The 17,502-nt window shown below is 38.7% G+C and carries 16 protein-coding genes and 5 pseudogenes; 18 read left to right on the top strand and 3 right to left on the bottom strand.

Annotated features, from left to right (window positions below; all coding sequences use genetic code 11):
* Positions 1-283: 283 nt before the first annotated feature.
* Positions 284-560, bottom strand: a pseudogene (locus KTG12_RS03105) (chromosome partitioning protein ParB); the annotation flags it as partial.
* Positions 538-1,294: pseudogene (locus KTG12_RS03100) on the bottom strand (trehalose-6-phosphate synthase); the annotation flags it as partial. The pseudogenes KTG12_RS03100 and KTG12_RS03105, both read right to left, overlap by 23 nt.
* Before the next feature lie 833 nt (positions 1,295-2,127).
* Between KTG12_RS03100 and KTG12_RS03095 the strand changes: the two are divergent.
* From KTG12_RS03095 to KTG12_RS03085, 3 genes and pseudogenes are all read left to right on the top strand, one after another.
* Positions 2,128-2,343, top strand: a pseudogene (locus KTG12_RS03095) (hypothetical protein); the annotation flags it as partial.
* Between the two features lie 108 nt (positions 2,344-2,451).
* Positions 2,452-3,369 (top strand): IS1595 family transposase, encoded by a 918-nt coding sequence (locus tag KTG12_RS03090; RefSeq protein WP_138273031.1) that lies wholly within the window; start codon positions 2,452-2,454, stop codon positions 3,367-3,369.
* Positions 3,366-3,671: a hypothetical protein gene (locus KTG12_RS03085; RefSeq protein ID WP_138273032.1), complete on the top strand. Its 306-nt coding sequence runs from the start codon at positions 3,366-3,368 to the stop codon at positions 3,669-3,671. Before KTG12_RS03090 ends, KTG12_RS03085 begins: the two co-directional genes overlap by 4 nt.
* Here KTG12_RS03085 and KTG12_RS03080 read toward each other — a convergent pair.
* The gene (locus KTG12_RS03080; RefSeq protein ID WP_173022572.1) at positions 3,659-3,826 is read right to left on the bottom strand and encodes a hypothetical protein; all 168 of its coding nucleotides are present in this window, start codon (positions 3,824-3,826) and stop codon (positions 3,659-3,661) included. The two genes, KTG12_RS03085 and KTG12_RS03080, sit on opposite strands and share 13 nt — an antisense overlap.
* 15 nt (positions 3,827-3,841) lie before the next feature.
* Between KTG12_RS03080 and KTG12_RS03075 the strand changes: the two genes are divergently transcribed.
* From KTG12_RS03075 to KTG12_RS03005, 15 genes and pseudogenes are all read left to right on the top strand, one after another.
* Positions 3,842-4,120 carry a hypothetical protein gene (locus KTG12_RS03075; RefSeq protein WP_138273033.1) on the top strand — a complete coding sequence of 93 codons (279 nt, stop codon included), beginning with the start codon at positions 3,842-3,844 and terminating at the stop codon, positions 4,118-4,120.
* A gap of 444 nt (positions 4,121-4,564) precedes the next feature.
* Positions 4,565-5,314, top strand: coding sequence for a zinc ribbon domain-containing protein (locus KTG12_RS03070; protein WP_138273034.1), 750 nt, complete (start codon positions 4,565-4,567; stop codon positions 5,312-5,314).
* 99 nt (positions 5,315-5,413) lie between these two features.
* Positions 5,414-5,677 (top strand): annotated as a pseudogene (locus tag KTG12_RS22225) (hypothetical protein); the annotation flags it as partial.
* An 18-nt stretch (positions 5,678-5,695) separates the two neighbouring features.
* Entirely contained in the window at positions 5,696-6,103 is a 408-nt protein-coding gene (locus tag KTG12_RS22220) for a response regulator (protein WP_022322951.1), read from the top strand.
* 55 nt (positions 6,104-6,158) lie between these two features.
* Positions 6,159-6,559 (top strand): annotated as a pseudogene (locus KTG12_RS22215) (sigma 54-interacting transcriptional regulator).
* Positions 6,480-6,653 carry a sigma 54-interacting transcriptional regulator gene (locus tag KTG12_RS22210; protein WP_005641776.1) on the top strand — a complete coding sequence of 58 codons (174 nt, stop codon included), beginning with the start codon at positions 6,480-6,482 and terminating at the stop codon, positions 6,651-6,653. The pseudogene KTG12_RS22215 and the gene KTG12_RS22210 overlap by 80 nt, the downstream one beginning before the upstream one ends.
* Before the next feature lie 185 nt (positions 6,654-6,838).
* Complete coding sequence (locus tag KTG12_RS22205; RefSeq protein WP_046452352.1) at positions 6,839-7,015, top strand: helix-turn-helix domain-containing protein; 177 nt, start codon at positions 6,839-6,841, stop codon at positions 7,013-7,015.
* A 698-nt stretch (positions 7,016-7,713) separates the two neighbouring features.
* Positions 7,714-7,794, top strand: a complete 81-nt coding sequence (locus KTG12_RS22200) for a potassium-transporting ATPase subunit F (RefSeq protein WP_081447009.1) — start codon at positions 7,714-7,716, stop codon at positions 7,792-7,794.
* A gap of 26 nt (positions 7,795-7,820) precedes the next feature.
* Positions 7,821-9,530 (top strand): potassium-transporting ATPase subunit KdpA, encoded by a 1,710-nt coding sequence (gene kdpA / locus KTG12_RS03035; protein ID WP_005643461.1) that lies wholly within the window; start codon positions 7,821-7,823, stop codon positions 9,528-9,530.
* Between the two features lie 16 nt (positions 9,531-9,546).
* Complete coding sequence (kdpB, locus tag KTG12_RS03030) at positions 9,547-11,586, top strand: potassium-transporting ATPase subunit KdpB (RefSeq protein ID WP_046452339.1); 2,040 nt, start codon at positions 9,547-9,549, stop codon at positions 11,584-11,586.
* Positions 11,587-11,666: 80 nt separating this feature from the next.
* Positions 11,667-12,248, top strand: coding sequence for a K(+)-transporting ATPase subunit C (locus KTG12_RS03025; protein WP_005643457.1), 582 nt, complete (start codon positions 11,667-11,669; stop codon positions 12,246-12,248).
* A 33-nt stretch (positions 12,249-12,281) separates the two neighbouring features.
* Positions 12,282-13,052, top strand: coding sequence for a hypothetical protein (locus KTG12_RS03020; RefSeq protein ID WP_022322954.1), 771 nt, complete (start codon positions 12,282-12,284; stop codon positions 13,050-13,052).
* A gap of 12 nt (positions 13,053-13,064) precedes the next feature.
* Positions 13,065-14,186: a hypothetical protein gene (locus KTG12_RS03015; protein WP_005641791.1), complete on the top strand. Its 1,122-nt coding sequence runs from the start codon at positions 13,065-13,067 to the stop codon at positions 14,184-14,186.
* Positions 14,187-14,197: 11 nt separating this feature from the next.
* Complete coding sequence (locus KTG12_RS03010; protein ID WP_122115801.1) at positions 14,198-15,916, top strand: ATP-binding protein; 1,719 nt, start codon at positions 14,198-14,200, stop codon at positions 15,914-15,916.
* A 28-nt stretch (positions 15,917-15,944) separates the two neighbouring features.
* On the top strand, positions 15,945-17,273 hold the full coding sequence (locus KTG12_RS03005; protein WP_005641795.1) for an aspartate kinase: 1,329 nt from the start codon (positions 15,945-15,947) through the stop codon (positions 17,271-17,273).
* The last annotated feature ends 229 nt before the right edge of the window (positions 17,274-17,502 follow it).

Genomic DNA, 17,502 nt, shown 5'->3' with positions numbered 1-17,502 from the left:
CCCAGGACCCCATCCTTAAAAGGGATGTGCTCTACCTGCTGAGCTAGCGAATCATTCTGTGTGTTACTTCTGTAATGCAAAGATAGTGATTAATTTTTTATTGTGCAAGTATTGATTGTGTTTTTATTTGCTTTTCATTCGGAAAAACATATATATTATAGCAGATTATAGTTGATAATCAATACATTCAAAAAATAGCTTTTTAGAAAATCTAAATAATATTGATTATCATTTTTCGGATTTATGCAAATCGTTGTCGTTCCATAGTATTGCAATAGCATTTATCTTTATTGATTACCACAACAGGAAGTAAACCTTTTTCTCGATCATAAATGCGTTGTGACGTTTTCATTACCATATAACGATGATAGCTGTCTACAATTTCATATAGATCTTTTTCTTCAATGTGATAACAAACGCATGGTATAACCATCTTCCCAAATGGAAAGTTCCAATAATTTCATTTCCGGTGGTGCCACAATATTAGGATTATAACTGTTGGCTACCACTTTGTCTATCGGTATAGCTTTAACTGTGTATTGTGTGATGGACTTTGTCATCAGCTATCACATTGTGATAAAGATCATAGTTTATCCCCATCGGTAATGCATCCACACGGGTTACACGATCATTCATTTGAACTTCATCCAGATTGAAATTCTTATGAAGAACGCGTTTTGTCGCACTGATGAAATGACGCATATAATCGTGAATGTGGAAAGCGACAAAGTCAGCTCCCAAAAGTCCATTCAGGATCTCGACCCTTTCGGGCAGAATCCGGAAAAGTTCATGTGAAGGAAACGGAATATGTTGGAAATACCCGATATGAAGGTTGGGAAACTTCTCACGGAGCATGCCTGGCAACAGCATTAACTGATAGTCCTGTATCCAAACCCAATCATTAGGCTCAACTATCCGAGATATCTCTTCACAAAAAACAGCATTGACTTCCCTATATGATTTCCAAAAGTTTTTTTATATAACGTATATGCAAAAAAGTAATGACAGAGGGGCCATAGGGTACTGTTGCTATATCCTTCGTAGTAATTTTTATACTGTTCGTCGGATAAGAATACCGGATGATAATTATTTTTTTCCAATTGACAGCAAATGTCATCTTTTTCCGTCTTTTGTTCCACGCAGACGCCAGGCCAACCGATCCAATGTTTTTCACAATCAACGTCCAATGACTTCAAACCTGTAGCCCCCCTTCGCTTTGTGAAAAAACGAATTTTCCATCGGAGAAACATGTAATTTTTACAGGCAATCTATTCGAAACGATAAATAATCTCATATTTGATATAATATATATTAAAATAGGGCAAGATTCATGTTGATTTATGTTTATTATTGATAGCTAGATATTTACTAAAGAATAAGCCTGAGATACATTTTTCCAAATGAAAATATTTTCCCAAAATGAAAATTTTTGATGAACAAAGAATTGAGCAAGAAAATTTCTTTCTTGTTAATTCACGAGATTTTAATCGGGTGTCTTGTCTTTCCAAAAATAGAGAAAGCATACCAGAATGAAAAAAACTTTTTCGTTTTGGTATGCTTTCTAAAACTTTCAATTTAGAATTAATATTTTAAAATCGGTTGATATATAGTGTTTTATGTTTGTTGTCGTTTAATTGGTCTGATTTTGGCATTACCCTTATTAGTTAGATTTCCGAAGAAAATATCATTAATATTCATATTCGGTTGTCAGCTATAAGAAACAATGTAAAACGACAAAGAAATAAAATGGTATTTTTTATTTATCAGTTAGGCTCGCTTGCCTCTGTATGGGCAATCAGCAATTTAATAAAAAAAGATGTTCCTCAAAGGATCAAAAACAGGATTATCATTCTGTTACTAGTAACAAGCTGGATTGGCGTTTTGGGGTATTTTTTCATTCTGAAAAATAGGATTGAAAAATGGTGGCCTCGCAAGAAATACTTGGTCGCCCATAAATGGACATAAGTTTCATGTTATATATTATTGCAATTAAAATTGTTTTATGTGTACCAAAATCTTTTTCTCCATTCATTCTGTAAAGATTTGAATTGTTTTTTCTTTTTGAGCCGTGGATATAATTTATTCATGGCTCATTTTAAAGACTTGGTTCTAAAAAACAGGATACAAATGGGAAAGAATATGCGGATGAATTTTTTTAAGCAACGGATAACGATAGTATTACTGTTGGTGGTTGGCGTATATATATATAGTAGTATCAATGAATTCTATTTCTTTGAAAAAGATTATTATGAATATCTGCTGAATACTTTTGCCGGAATCACTCTTTTGACAGGGATCGCCTATTTGTGTTATCCCAAAAAGAAGGCAAACCTAAAAAATGAAGGTAACTATATACCAGTTTGCAGAACATAAGTAATCTATTAATTTCTATTTATTGTACTATGTACACTATTTGTTTCATATCTTTACCATATTTAAAAATGAACCATTATGATAGATATAAAATCATTCAATTCATTGATAGAACTTACAGATGCTTTCCCAACAGAAGAAGTATGTTTAAAGTATCTGGAAAGTTTAATATGGGAAGATGGTGTGGTATCGCCTTTCGATCCAGAATCAAAAGTGTATGTGTGCTCCAATAATAGGTATATCTGTAAAAACACAGGTAAATCATTCAATGTTAAAACGGGAACAATCTTTGAGAACACAAAGTTGCCGCTAAGAAAATGGTTTATGGCTATCTGGTTGGTTCTTTCTCACAAGAAAGGCATATCATCTTTACAGTTGTCAAGAGATATAAAAGTTACCCAAAAGACAGCATGGTTCATGTTGCAGCGTATTAGAGAATGTTTAATGTGTAAAAACGAAGGGAGGTTGGAAAATGAAGTAGAAGCAGATGAAACCTTTGTAGGCGGGAAGAACAAGAATCGCCACAAGGACAAGAAAGTAAAGAAATGTCAAGGTCGAAGTTTTAAAGATAAGACTCCTGTTTTGGGAATGGTTGAGCGAAAAGGGGAAGTCGTTACAAGAGTTATCAAAAGTACGTCCAGAAGCGAAATAACTCCTATAATTCAGCAATTCGTAGACAAAAGGGCTGTTTTATATACTGACGAATGGGGAGGATATGACGAGATTGACAAATCCTATTACCATTACACGGTCGATCACGGCAAAGGACAGTATGTGAATGGAAGAATATATACCAATACGATAGAAGGCTTTTGGACAGGCTTAAAAAGAGGCTACATCGGGATTTATCATTACATGAGTCCAAAGCATCTACAACGGTATGCTAATGAGTTTACTTTCCGGTACAATACCAGAAAGGTTAGTGATTTTCACAAATTTAATTTGTTACTTTGTAACATTAAATATCGTATAACCTACAAACAACTGATTGCATGAGCAAGAAAGGAATGACAACTGGGGAAGAATTTGAGGATTTTTTAAAATTTGCAATGAAATACCGTCCTCAAAAAAGAAGGACTAAAAGCAAGTCAAAAGAAAAAACATGCTTTACGCCTTCCGAAGTAAGGGATATTTTCAAGCAAAACAACTTGACTGACGAGTCTTTGTACAAGAGATTGCTGGGAATGGGCGAAAGTTCCGATAATGCAAAAGTATTAGTGCAAAGAATCCTTCATCCTACTGAAAAGGATTTGGAATTGGAACAGTCGGTTAAAGAAAAAGACCTTTATTTAGACTGATCTTCTTCTTTGCTTGTTTCATCTTGAAGGTCTGAATCTTCTAAGATTACACCTAAAACGGGTATGACATCTTTATCCAGTACAATAGCAGAGCATTTCTGACACATATAACCGGAAGGAGTTTTTACCCACTTATGTTTACAATCAGTTTTCATAAAATATTAAAAATCATGAATATTGATTATTTTAAGTTTTCAGTTCCCTTTTCTCAATTAAAAAAGAAAGCAGACTCCTTAAAAATAACGGAAGAAAAATTTAAGGAAAGAGCTATGTTATTTCTTTCTAAGGAGGAAGCATCAAATTTTACTCGTTCAGTTTTTCATCCAACTAAAGAAGATATAGAAGATGATAAAAAACATTGCCACTATCTTTTAGGAAAAGGTGTAAATTTTGAAAACCTTCAATCAGAATTATCTTCTGATCCATTATTCGAAGGATTTTCTCTTTGATTGTTGTTTCGTTTTGAAGATTCTATAGTATAAACCATTTGTATTTCTCCACAATGAGGACATTTTCTTCCATGATGTGGAAACAAAATTACATCTTTAAATTCCTTATGACATTTAGGACATACAACGATTTTCCAATTTTCCATAATATTCATTTTTAAGTTCGCGACAAATGTAATAGTTTATTCTTACATGTCAAAATATATTCTTACATTTGCGGTGTCCAGAGGGACTATTGTGGAATTTCAGGAAGTGCCTTTTTCTGTTAAAGTCGCCAATTTTTAACAACACGCAAGGCACAAGTGACTCGCTATATCAAGTGGGTTGCTTGTCTGCGCGTGTACAGGGGTTTGGCGACACCTAACAGAAAAGCGGATAGCAGCCCACTTCTTTTTTGATAATCATTCCTTTGTTGGCTGTTGGAAGGAGCAAAACAACAAAAGTATGGAAGCAAATTCGACAGAACCAATTAAGAAATGTTCCAGATGTGGTACAGTGTTAAATGACAAACCTAAATTTTGTCCTAATTGTGGTAGCAAAATACTTTGGGAAAACAAAAAGACAGAATACTCTATGGCTCATAATGTCCTTAAAGTTTTCTTCTCCATTCTCCCTTTTCCTGTTATTGTTATTTTTTTAGGAATAATGTTTTCTTTCATTTATGCTCTCTTTTTTGACAATGATGGAATAAAAGTTACAGAGCCTAAAAAAGAGAGAACGGAAGCGGATATAAAAAGAGATAGTATAACGACTGAAATTGCAAAAGAAGCGAGAGTAACATTTCAAGAAATCAAATCTTTTGAAAAGGAAGTAAATGGATTGACGGTTGTTTCAATTAGTACGGGGAATCTCCCACTTGATATTTTCCATACTTTGCCAGCTTGTAATATTAAATTGGTAAATGCTGGAAATAGTACAATATCTTGGGATTTGCTCCTTAATTGTAGGGCTGTTGTGGATGATACTCATATTAGTTCTTCCACTTTCTGTGAAGGTACACCAAGCTATAATGATCCCATTTCACAAGGACAGATTGTTAATATAAATTGTTCTCCCGGAATAGGTAGCCTTTACATACCTAATAAACAATGGGAGAAATCTAAAATCGTTATAGAAATACTCAAAGAAGGGAAATCTATTCTTAAACTTCCTATCAAAAACGAAACAATAGATATGACGCAATTTTTACGATGATTAGAAAACTTAGTGAATATTGCAATTAAAAATGAGAATAATAAAAACTAATTAAAAACAACGGTAACTTTGTACCAGTGCAAACTGGTATATAGTTACCAAAATGAATTGGTACTGAATGAATACAAGCTGGAATATGAAACGGAGTCAACCGAATCACAATATTTTATTTCTGATGCAGATGCTTGGAATACATTAAGAAAACAATTGGCAACAACAGCTCGGGGATGTGCTGTTTTATATATCAAAGAGAATTGCGAATTGCCTATAATCAATAACACGGTTTTAGCTAAAAAGAGAAATTTCGATTGTTGGAAACCTGTCTGCGCTGGACAGATATCCAAGGATTTTGGCGAAATTTAAAATGATCATAAAAATTATATGGGAAAAATCTTAATCATCGATGACGAAAAACAGATGCTGGCATTATTGTCCCGTATTCTTGAGCTAGAAGGTTATGAGGTATATCGAACGGCAACTTGTAAAGCTGGTTTAAGACAATTACAGGTTAATACCCCGGAGGTTGTTCTTCGCGATGTCTGTTTGCCGGATGGTAATGGCATCGAACTTATAGACCGGATGAAAAACATATCTCCCTCGGCGGAGATTATTCTTTTAACTGCTCATGGAAAGATTGAAGACAGTGTCTCGGCGATAAAAAGCAGTGCCTTTGATTACTTGGTAAAAGGTGATGACAATAACAGGATCTTTTCTCTTATCGCAAAAGAGATGGAGAAAGCATCCGAAGCATTTATTGTAGATATAACTACCGAAAACAATCACACTTAAAAAAATAATCGGTAAATCTCCGGCAATATTAGAGGCCGTTTCATTAGCCCAAAAAGTGGCAAAAACGGATGCGTCTGTATTGCAGACAGGTGAAACCGGAACAAGAAAATATGTTTTCGCACGTCTGATCCATAATGATAGCCAGCGAAGTGGGTAGACTTTTGTCGCTATAAATTGTTCTTCTTTCAGTAAAGATTTACTCGAAAGTGAAATATTCGGACACACGGCAGGTTTTTTGCCGGGGCAATTACGGAAACAAAAGGACTTTTTGAGGAAGCAAATGGTGGTACTATATTTTTAGATGAGATAGGAGAAATGGATATTTCTTTGCAGACCCGGTTGCTGCGTGTTCTTGAGACCGGGCAATTTATGAAAATTGGTAGTACTTACTCTAATACATGTCGATGTCCGAGTTATAGTAGCAACAAATCGCGATTTGGAACAAGAAATAGTTAATGGAAATTTTAGAGAAGATTTATTTAACCGTTTATCTTCTTTCCATATCCATCTTCCTCCATTATGGGAATGGCGGGAAGATATTTTTTTGTAAGAGAATTCGTATCTTCTTTTTCAAAAAAATAAGGAGGGAAAAGCTTCTGATATCAGAAAAATACATGGTAGCCATAAAACGATACCCATGGAAAGGAAATGTCAGGAAGTTAAAGAATACGGTAAAAAGATGTTTAGTTGTTACGGAGGGGGGAAATACTGGACTATCAATCTCTGCCGTTGCAGATGCTGGAATTATCTGAAAATACGGGGAATAATATTGGATTGGACCTAGCCAGCGTTGAAAAGCACCACATTCAGAAAGTCCTCCAACATACCAACGGATACAAACCTGAAGCTGCTCGTCTTCTAGGGATAGGGTTAACCACGCTTTATAGGAAGATGGAAACCTATGGACTATAATGTGAAGCACTTTGTTCTTGTATACCTGACAGGCTGCCTGTTTAGGTAGCTTGTCTTTCTATGTACCTTTTCAAAATGAAAAAGCAAAACCAATATATCCTCCATACTAACTCTTTCATATCATCTTTCTGGTTTTTCATAGGTATTTTATTTTTCAAAGGTCATGGCTGAGGAGGAAAAAACGGATGTTTACCCGATAGGAAACAAGTAGGCATCGGATGGCGAACGGATACCTACCCGTTCAGGAAAATGTCGGCATATTATTCCTGGAGGATAAGTCTTTCTCGTTTTTTTCAAGTACCTTTTAATTACAGACTTTATATCAAAAGGAAAAGACTCCAGAAGCCTGAAATGTGAAAATAACTCTCTTAAAGACTGGTAAGGCAAACAATATGCGATTATCCTAAAATGGAAATATTTTTTTCATTTTGAAAAGGATTTAGCATGTTGCATAACAAGAATGATTTTGACTATATGTCTAATAAATAGATAATTACGCATGAGTTAAAACTTTTGGCACGACTTTAGCATATAAGAAAACGAAAAAATAAATGGTATTAACAATTTAATAAAAAGAAGTATGGAAGATACGTTATCGTTTTTGTTCTTGTGTGCTACCGGTGTAGCATGCTATTGGTTTTTCTTCAAGTGTGTGGACTGGTTTGAGAAAATTTAATATGAGAAAGGAGAATTAAATTATGTTTTTAGCACTGTTTATACTTTGTGTAGTGATTTTCGGGTATTTGATGTATGTCCTGATTAAGCCCGAAAAGTTTTAATGGTAATTAGTTTTTAAAGTAAAAAGATGAACACAGAAATTTTAGGTGTAGCATTGCAGATATTGCTGCTGATAGTTATCAGCTATCCATTAGGAAAGCATATCGCCAAGGTGTACAAGGAGGGAAACGATTGTATGCGTTTCATGGCTCCGATTGAAAGATTTATTTACAAACTGGCGGGTATCAACCCCAACGAAGAGATGGATTGGAAGGTATTCCTGAAATCTCTGCTTATTATAAACGTATTTTGGTTCTTCTGGGGTATGATCCTGTTGGTATCGCAAGGATATCTTCCTTTGAACCCCGATGGAAATAGCGGACAAAGTCCGGACTTGGCGTTCAATACGTGTATTAGTTTTATGGTTAACTGTAACTTGCAGCACTATAGCGGAGAAAGCGGTTTGACTTATTTTACACAGTTGTTCGTCATTATGTTGTTCCAGTTCATCACTGCTGCGACTGGTATGGCAGCCATGGCTGGTATTATGAAATCGATGGCAGCCAAAACAACTAAAACAATCGGTAACTTCTGGCACTATTTAGTGATCAGCTGTACACGTATCCTTTTCCCGATGTCTCTGATCGTAGGTTTTATTTTGATCCTGGAGGGTACACCAATGGGCTTCGAGTCTAAAATGACAATCCCGACATTGGAAGGATCTGAACAAATTGTTTCACAAGGACCTACAGCTGCAATTGTTCCGATTAAACAGTTAGGTACGAATGGTGGTGGTTATTTCGGAGTAAACTCTTCTCACCCTTTGGAAAACCCGACTTATCTGACCAATATTATAGAATGCTGGTCTATTCTAATCATTCCAATGGCATTGGTATTTGCTTTGGGATTTTATTTGAAACGTAAAAAGTTAGGTTATGTGATCTATGGCGTGATGCTGTTTGCTTATCTTTTAGGAGTATTCTGTAACGTTCACTATGAGATGGCAGGTAATCCGAAAATTGACGAGATGGGTATTGACCAGTCTTGCGGTGCTATGGAAGGTAAGGAAACCCGTCTGGGTCCGGGTGCAACCGCTTTGTGGTCTGTGACTACGACTGTCACTTCTAATGGCTCCGTTAACGGTATGCACGACAGTACAATGCCTCTTTCCGGTATGGTCGAGATGTTGAACATGCAGATCAATACATGGTTCGGTGGTGTCGGTGTAGGTTTCATGAACTACTATGCATTCCTGATCATTGCCGTATTCATCAGCGGTTTGATGGTCGGACGTACACCGGAATTTCTTGGTAAGAAGGTTGAGGCTCGGGAAATGAAGATCGCTACGATCGTATCATTAGCTCACCCGTTCGTTATCTTGATCTTTACCGCAATTTCCAGCTATGTGTGGGTATATTGTCCGGGCTTTGTTGAGAGTGAAGGCGGTTGGTTAAACAACCCCGGTTTCCATGGTTTCAGTGAAATGCTATATGAATATACCTCTTCTTCCGCTAACAACGGTTCCGGTTTCGAAGGATTAGGAGACAATACCTATTTTTGGAACTATACTTGCGGTTTGGCGTTGATCATTTCACGTTATTTACCAATTGTCGGACAGGTTGCTATCGCAGGTCTATTGGCAAACAAGAAATATACTCCAGAAAGTGCGGGTACATTGAAGACCGATACCGTTACATTCGGTGTGATGACATTCTGCGTAATCGTGATCGTAGCCGCATTGTCATTCTTCCCTGCACAAACATTAGGCCCGATCGCTGAATATTTTAGTATTTACTAATTGACAGATTAAGAAGATGAGAAATAACAAAGCTGCTTCTTTATTTCCAAAGGAGCTCGTTATAGAAAGTTTGAAGCAATCATTCGTTAAGTTAAATCCGCGGGTGATGTTCCGTAACCCGATCATGTTTATCGTAGAGGTGGTGACATTCGTCATGTTGTTCGTTACTATATGGGCAGTAGCCACAGGCGATACGACGCAAGGATCTTTCGGTTACAACATGTTAGTATTTATTGTATTGTTCGCAACGCTGCTTTTCGCAAATTTCGCAGAGGCGATTGCAGAAGCACGTGGTAAAGCACAGGCCGACAGTTTGCGTAAGACTCGTGAAGAGACTCCGGCTCGTTTGTGTGTCGGTAATAAGATCGAGACTGTCAGTTCTTCTCAGTTGAAGAAAGGCGACATCTTTATTTGTGAAGCCGGCGATACGATTCCTTCCGATGGTGAGATCATCGAAGGCCTGGCTTCTATCGACGAAAGCGCCATTACGGGTGAATCTGCTCCGGTGATCCGTGAAGCAGGCGGTGACAAGAGTTCGGTTACTGGTGGTACGAAAGTATTGTCAGATCAGATTAGAGTAAAAGTCACAACTGAACCGGGTGAAAGTTTCTTGGACAAGATGATTGCTTTGGTAGAAGGTGCTTCACGCCAAAAGACTCCGAACGAAATTGCCTTGACAATCCTACTGGCAGGTTTTACACTGGTATTCGTTGTTGTTTGCGGTACTTTGAAACCGTTTGCTGATTATTCTAACACGACGATTACGATCGCTGCCTTTATCTCTTTGTTTGTTTGTTTGATTCCGACTACGATTGGTGGTTTGTTGTCAGCTATCGGTATTGCAGGTATGGATCGTGCGTTGTCTGCTAATGTAATCACCAAATCCGGTAAGGCGGTTGAAACGGCTGGTGATATTGATACTTTACTACTCGACAAGACCGGTACAATCACGATTGGTAATCGCAAAGCAACCCAGTTCTATCCGGTATCTGGCATTGATGAACACTCTTTTGTACAGGCTTGTTTGCTGTCCTCTCTTTCTGACGATACGCCTGAAGGTAAGTCAATCGTAGAACTGGGACGTGAAAAAGGTGTACGTGTACATGATCTGAATACATCCGGATCGAAAATGATCAAATTTACGGCTGAGACAAAATGTTCAGGTGTAGATTTGGCAAATGGTACTCGTATCCGTAAAGGCGCTTTCGAAGCCATCCGTAAGATGAGTGAGGCTGCAGGTAACAAATACCCGAAAGAGGTTGCCGATTTAGTTCAGAAGATCACGAGCAACGGTGGTACTCCACTGGTTGTTTCACAGGACGACTTCATTATCGGTGTGATTGAATTACAGGATATTATCAAACCGGGTATCCAGGAACGTTTCGATCGTCTGCGTAAGATGGGTGTGAAGACGGTAATGGTAACTGGTGATAACCCATTGACCGCAAAATATATCGCAGAAAAAGCAGGTGTAGACGATTATATCGCTGAGGCCAAACCGGAAGACAAGATGAACTATATCCGTAAGGAGCAGGAAAACGGTAAGCTGGTCGCTATGATGGGTGACGGAACGAATGATGCTCCGGCTTTGGCTCAAGCAAATGTTGGTGTGGCAATGAATAGTGGTACACAGGCTGCCAAGGAAGCTGGTAATATGGTTGATTTGGATAATGATCCAACGAAACTGATCGAGATTGTCGAAATTGGTAAACAGTTGCTGATGACTCGCGGAACGCTGACTACTTTCAGTATAGCTAACGACGTGGCTAAGTATTTCGCGATTGTTCCGGCTCTATTCATGGTTACAATCCCTGCATTGGCCCCAATGAACATTATGCACTTGCATAGCCCGGAATCAGCGATCCTGAGTGCGATCATCTTCAATGCAATCATTATCCCGATTCTGATCCCACTGGCGTTACGCGGTGTGGCTTATAAACCGATTGGTGCTTCTGCATTGCTTCGTCGCAACTTGCTGATTTACGGTTTGGGCGGTGTGATTGTCCCGTTCATTGGTATTAAGTTGATAGATATGATTGTAAGTTTATTCATGTAAAAGTAAAATCAATATTAAAAACCTTCCTTCCTCTGTATGAAGATAGGAGGAAGGTTAAGAAAATAAAATAATAATTCATTATGATATCAAATCTTTTTAAATCATTAAGACTGACAATTGCGTTTTGTTTGTTCTTCAGTGTTTTCTACATCTTCGTTTTGTGGTTGTTTGCCCAAGTGGCAGGACCGAATAAGGGCAATGCTGAACTGGTTACATTGAATGGAAAAGTAGTGGGGGCTGCCAATGTTGGTCAGAATTTTACACAAGATATTTATTTCTGGGGCCGTCCTTCCCATGCTGGTGACGGTTACGATGCATCCAGTTCGGCAGGTAGTAACAAGGGACCTTCCAATGAAGAACATTTGGCCTTGTTGGAAGAACGTATTGATACATTTTTGGTCCATCATCCTTACCTAACCCGTGAAAAAGTTCCGGCTGAAATCATCACGGCCAGTAGCTCCGGTTTGGATCCACATATCTCACCGAAAGCCGCTTATGTACAGGCTAAACGTGTAGCGGACGCTCGTGGTTGGTCGGAAGAAAAGGTGATGACAATCGTGAACTCACATGTTGAGAAACCTTTATTGGGCATGTTCGGTACAGAAAAAGTAAACGTGTTGAAATTAAACGTTGCGCTTGATAAAGCTGCTGAAAACAAATAACAGTTATTTAATAGATAAATTAGATTTAAGGTTATGAAATCATTTGTAAAAAAAGTAACTGTTTTGGCGGTTGCATTCTCAATGGCATCTTCTACATTGGCTAATGCACAGGAAGAGGATGGTAAGGTAAATTTTTCCGTACAGGGAGATTTGGTAAGTTCTTATATTTGGCGTGGTTTTTACCAGACTGGTGCCAGCTTTCAACCAACATTATCTTTAGGCGTAGGTAATTTCTCTTTGACAGCTTGGGGGTCTACTGATTTCCAGGGTGCCAATTCCACGTCAGCAGCTGCGGCTAAAGAAATAGATTTGACGGCTGCTTATACATTCGGATCGGCAGGTCCTACATTGTCTGTCGCTAGCTTATGGTGGGCAGGACAAGGTGCCGGTGACTACTTTAACTTCAAGAGCCACGAAACAGCTCACCATTTTGAAGCAGGTTTGGCTTACACTTTACCTATTGAGAAGTTCCCGTTGTCTATCACTTGGAATTTCATGTTTGCCGGTCAAGATAAAGATGAAAATGGAAACCAAAACTATTCTTCTTATGTAGAGTTGAACTTCCCGTTCACAGTGAAGGGAGTTGATCTGAATGCAACTTGTGGTGTTCTTCCATACGATGCGGGAGTAACTACGTATGGAGGTGATGTAAATAGTGGATTTGCTGTAACGAACGTTGCATTGAAAGCAATGAAAGATATCAAAATCACGAATTCTTTCTCATTACCCATTTTTATACAGGCAATTTGGAACCCTCGTATGGAGGATGCTCATCTTGTCTTGGGAATTTCTTTAAGACCTTGATATAGTATACGCATGGACCGAGAACAAAGTGTACAACATTTTTTGGATTTGTTGAAAAAGTCTCGTCGTGGCAATTTTAAAATCTACATCGGCATGATTGCCGGTGTAGGTAAATCGTATCGGATGCTATCAGATGCCCACCAATTACTGGAAAGCGGTATCGATGTCAAGATCGGTTATATAGAAACACATGGGAGAGTCGAGACAGAGGCATTGGTGGAAGGACTGCCTGTCATTCCACGTCGTAAAATATTTTATAAAGGAAAAGAGATCGAAGAGATGGACTTACAGTCAATTCTCAGTATTCATCCTGAAGTTGTTATCGTTGACGAATTGGCTCATACCAATGTCGAAGGCAGTAAGAATGAAAAACGTTGGCAGGATGTTATGGATATACTGGATGCCGGTATCAGTGTAATTACGGCAGTTAATATTCAGCATATAGAAGGATTAAACGAGATGGTGCAGGACGTGGTAGGCATTGAGGTCAAGGAGCGTATTCCTGATATCGTACTGGAGCAGGCGGATGAAGTAGTCAATATAGACCTTACTGCTGACGAACTGCTGGCTCGGTTAAAAGCCGGAAAAATATACAAACCTGATAAGATACAAACAGCATTGAATAATTTCTTTAAGGCTGAGCATATTCTTCAGCTTAGGGAATTGGCATTGAAAGAGGTTGCTTTGCGGGTAGAAAAAAAAGTGGAAAGTACTATTCCTGAGAATCTTGGCGTGCGACATGAAAGGTTTATGGCCTGTATCAGCAGTAATGAGAAAACCCCTCGTAAGATCATACGGAAAGTCGCGCGGTTGGCTACCCGATATAACACCAAGTTCTTTGTATTGTATGTACAAACCCCTAGGGAAAGTTCGGACCGGATTTCGTTGGCAAGCCAAAGACATTTACTGAACCATTTCAAGCTGGCAACAGAACTCGGAGGAGAAGTTATTCAAGTGCAATCCCCACATATAACGGATGCGATAGTGCAGGCTTGTAAAGAAAAACAAATCAGTACATTATGTATTGGACGACCGACTTTAAAATACCCTTCCGTTATCCTTGCTATGGTTCATTATCGGAACATGTTAGAAGAATTAGCTCAATTAGGTATTGATTTGATAATATTAGCTTAAAAAATCCTTATATAAAAATGAATATAAAAACAAAGTTGACTTATGGAATAGGGCTTTTATTTGTCTTGATCACTTTATTAGGGGGATTGGCTATAAAAAACATTCATAATGTATCAGATGACACGCAGAATATTCTGGCGGATAATTATAATTCACTCCTTTATTCCCGTCAGATGCTTGAGTCATTGGATGCCATTCGGGAAAATCCGAATGCCCGAAAAAACTTTGAGGCCGGGTTGGAGGCTCAGAGAAACAATCTGACAGAGAAGGATGAAGATGTACTGACCAACCGGTTTAGTTCGTACTGTGAAAAGGCATTGGATGACATGGATGATGAATCGATTCGGCAAATACGCCAGACGATCTATACCATTATGGCGGTCAATATGTCTGCCATTTATGAAAAGAATGAAGTGGCTGTCCACACAGCGAAAAGATCTCTTTTTGGGATCTGGACGGTAGGGATTGCTTGTATCACGATCGCTTTCCTCTTTCTGGTTCGTTTACCACGTTCGGTCAGCGTACAGATCCGGAAATTGACGGATGGCATCAAGGAAATCACCAATGCCAATTACAGTAAGCAGCTCGATTTGGGGAATGAGCCGGAGTTCAAGGAAATAGCTACATTGTTTAACGAGATGGCTGAGCGATTGGCCGAATACAGGAACAGTTCGCTGGAAGATATCCTGCAGGGAAAAAAATATATAGAAACAATTATCAACAGTATAGCAGAACCTATCATAGGCTTGAGTAAGGAACGGAAGATTTTGTTTGTCAATGACGAGGCTTTGACTGTTTTGAATTTGACGCGGGAAAACATTATTGGCAGGCCGGCTCCTGAAGTGGCGTTAAAAAATGATTTGCTCCGCCGCTTGATTCGGCAATTAGTTCATCCCGATGACAATAAGGACCCGTTGAAAATTTATGCAGACAATAAAGAAAGCTATTTTCAGGTAAAATACATTCCGATCAACGTCAACAAGCAGACCGGACTAGAGAGTAAGTATGTCGGGGATGTGATCTTGTTGAAGAACGTGACCGAATTTAAAGAAAAAGACATTGCAAAGACAACCTTTATTTCGACGATCTCCCATGAACTGAAAACACCGATATCAGCTATTATGATGAGCTTGAAATTACTGGAAGATAACAGGATAGGAAAGCTAAATACAGAACAGGAGAGCCTTTCTAGGAACATAAAGGAGAATAGCGATCGTTTGTTGGAGATCACTAGTGAATTGTTGAAGATGTCACAGGTAGAGAGTGGTAAGCTCTATTTGAATCCGAAGATTACCAAACCGATCGAACTGATTAACTATGCCATCAAGGCGAACCAGGTACAAGCCGAGCGTTTTAACTGTCAGATCGAAGTGGAATATCCCGAAAAGATTGCCAAGTTGTTTGTTGACAGCGAGAAGATTGCTTGGGTTGTGACCAATCTGTTGTCGAACGCCATCCGTTATTCATCGGAGAACGGGAGGATCGTCATCGGTGCACGACAGATCGACAAAGCCGTCGAGATTTATGTCAAGGACTTCGGAAAGGGCATTGATTCGCGTTACCACGAAAGTATTTTTGATCACTATTTCCGTGTCCCAGGAACAAAAGTACAAGGTAGTGGTTTAGGACTTGCCATCAGCAAGGACTTTGTGGAAGCTCATGGTGGTACGATCCATATCGAAAGCGAAGTCGGTAAAGGTAGTACGTTCGTGGTTAGATTTAATGTATAAAAAGTAAAATCAAAAATCAGATAGTCTAATGAAAGTATTAAAATTTGGTGGTACTTCAGTCGGTTCTGCCCAGCGGATCAAGAATGTTGCGTCAATAGTTTGCGATCAGGAACAGAAAATAGTAGTGCTCTCTGCTATGGCTGGGACAACAAACTCTTTAGTGGAGATATCTGAATGTTTTCACAAAAAAGATCCGGAAAAAGCCAATGCGGTCCTTTCTTCCTTGGAGCAGGCTTATGTCAATCATATAGAAGAATTATACCGGAGCGATGTCTACAAGGAAAAAGCCATGCAATACATGCTCGAACGGTTTCAACATGTCTGGTCTTTCTCAAATATGCCTTTCAGCGTATTCGATGAAAAGGAAATCTTGGTGCAGGGTGAGTTGATATCGACTTTTCTGATGGCCTGTTATCTGGAAGAACAGGGGGTGGAGGTTGCTTTATTGCCTGCGTTGAACTTCATGCGGATTACGGTGGACAATGAACCGGATATGGAATATATCTCTAAACACCTAAAGGTTCTTTTGGAGCAAAACAAGGAGGCTGAAATATATATCACGCAAGGTTTTATTTGCCGGAATGCCTACGGCAGTATTGACAACTTGGAAAGGGGAGGAAGTGATTACACCGCCTCTTTAATCGGAGCGGCTATCCAAGCAGAAGAGATACAGATATGGACGGATATTGACGGAATGCATAATAATGACCCACGGTTTGTCAATGATACCGCTCCTGTCAGACAATTGAACTTCGACGAAGCAGCCAAGTTGGCGCATTTCGGTGCTAAGATACTGCATCCGGCTTGTATCCTACCTGCCAAGGAAAAGAACATTCCGGTACGCCTTTTGAACGCGTTGCAACCAAGTGCGTCAGGTACATTGATCTCGAACACTGCTGAAAAAGAGGCGATCAAAGCTGTTGCCGCCAAAGACAATATCACATATGTCAAGATCAAGTCGCTACATACGATACCGACACCTCATTTTCTGAGCATCGTGTTTGATACATTCTATAATTACAATACACCGGTGGACATGGTGACTACTTCTGATATCGGAGTTTCCGTAGCGATTGATAATGACAAGCACATAGACGAGATTGTGGGTGTATTAAGGGAATACGCAACGATTACAGTCGAAAAGAATATGGTGATTGTTTGTGTTGTTGGTGACTTGGAATGGCAAAATGTCGGTTTTGAGGCACGCATCATCAATGCGTTGAAAGATATTCCCGTACGAATGATTTCATACGGTGGTAGTAGTAGTAACGTATCGTTGGTGATGAAAGCGGAGGATAAAGTGCATGCCTTAAAGGCGCTCAGTGAACACCTATTTTCCGTATCTGACATTTATTAAATATAACAGATTTGATTCCTTTATCAAATGTTTGGGAGGGACACCAAATCTGTTGAACAATTATATGAAAAACAGAAAGAGAAGGAAATGTTGGAAGATCAAGATGCCTCTGTTCATTCTGTTATCTTTTGGTATAGACAAAATATAATGAAGTGAATTCTAAATGTTTTTGTCTAACTTTTAGGATTCACTTCTATATCCATCTACTATTTAACAATATATATTATTT

The sequence above is a fragment of the Parabacteroides sp. MSK.9.14 genome, assembly GCF_019041495.1.
Taxonomy (GTDB): Bacteria; Bacteroidota; Bacteroidia; order Bacteroidales; family Tannerellaceae; genus Parabacteroides; species Parabacteroides merdae.
This window is presented reverse-complemented; position numbering and strand designations above follow the sequence as displayed.

Bases quoted from the DNA above. Each gene is read 5' to 3' on its own strand.
- KTG12_RS03070 (WP_138273034.1), top strand. From the start codon at position 4,565: ATGGAAGCAAATTCGACAGAACCAATTAAGAAATGTTCCAGATGTGGT.
- KTG12_RS22205 (WP_046452352.1), top strand. From the start codon at position 6,839: ATGCTGGAATTATCTGAAAATACGGGGAATAATATTGGATTGGACCTA.
- KTG12_RS22220 (WP_022322951.1), top strand. From the start codon at position 5,696: ATGGGAAAAATCTTAATCATCGATGACGAAAAACAGATGCTGGCATTA.
- KTG12_RS03090 (WP_138273031.1), top strand. From the start codon at position 2,452: ATGATAGATATAAAATCATTCAATTCATTGATAGAACTTACAGATGCT.
- KTG12_RS03025 (WP_005643457.1), top strand. From the start codon at position 11,667: ATGATATCAAATCTTTTTAAATCATTAAGACTGACAATTGCGTTTTGT.
- kdpA (WP_005643461.1), top strand. From the start codon at position 7,821: ATGAACACAGAAATTTTAGGTGTAGCATTGCAGATATTGCTGCTGATA.
- KTG12_RS03005 (WP_005641795.1), top strand. From the start codon at position 15,945: ATGAAAGTATTAAAATTTGGTGGTACTTCAGTCGGTTCTGCCCAGCGG.
- KTG12_RS03015 (WP_005641791.1), top strand. From the start codon at position 13,065: ATGGACCGAGAACAAAGTGTACAACATTTTTTGGATTTGTTGAAAAAG.
- KTG12_RS03020 (WP_022322954.1), top strand. From the start codon at position 12,282: ATGAAATCATTTGTAAAAAAAGTAACTGTTTTGGCGGTTGCATTCTCA.
- KTG12_RS03085 (WP_138273032.1), top strand. From the start codon at position 3,366: ATGAGCAAGAAAGGAATGACAACTGGGGAAGAATTTGAGGATTTTTTA.
- KTG12_RS22200 (WP_081447009.1), top strand. From the start codon at position 7,714: ATGTTTTTAGCACTGTTTATACTTTGTGTAGTGATTTTCGGGTATTTG.
- KTG12_RS03080 (WP_173022572.1), bottom strand. From the start codon at position 3,826: ATGAAAACTGATTGTAAACATAAGTGGGTAAAAACTCCTTCCGGTTAT.
- kdpB (WP_046452339.1), top strand. From the start codon at position 9,547: ATGAGAAATAACAAAGCTGCTTCTTTATTTCCAAAGGAGCTCGTTATA.
- KTG12_RS03075 (WP_138273033.1), top strand. From the start codon at position 3,842: ATGAATATTGATTATTTTAAGTTTTCAGTTCCCTTTTCTCAATTAAAA.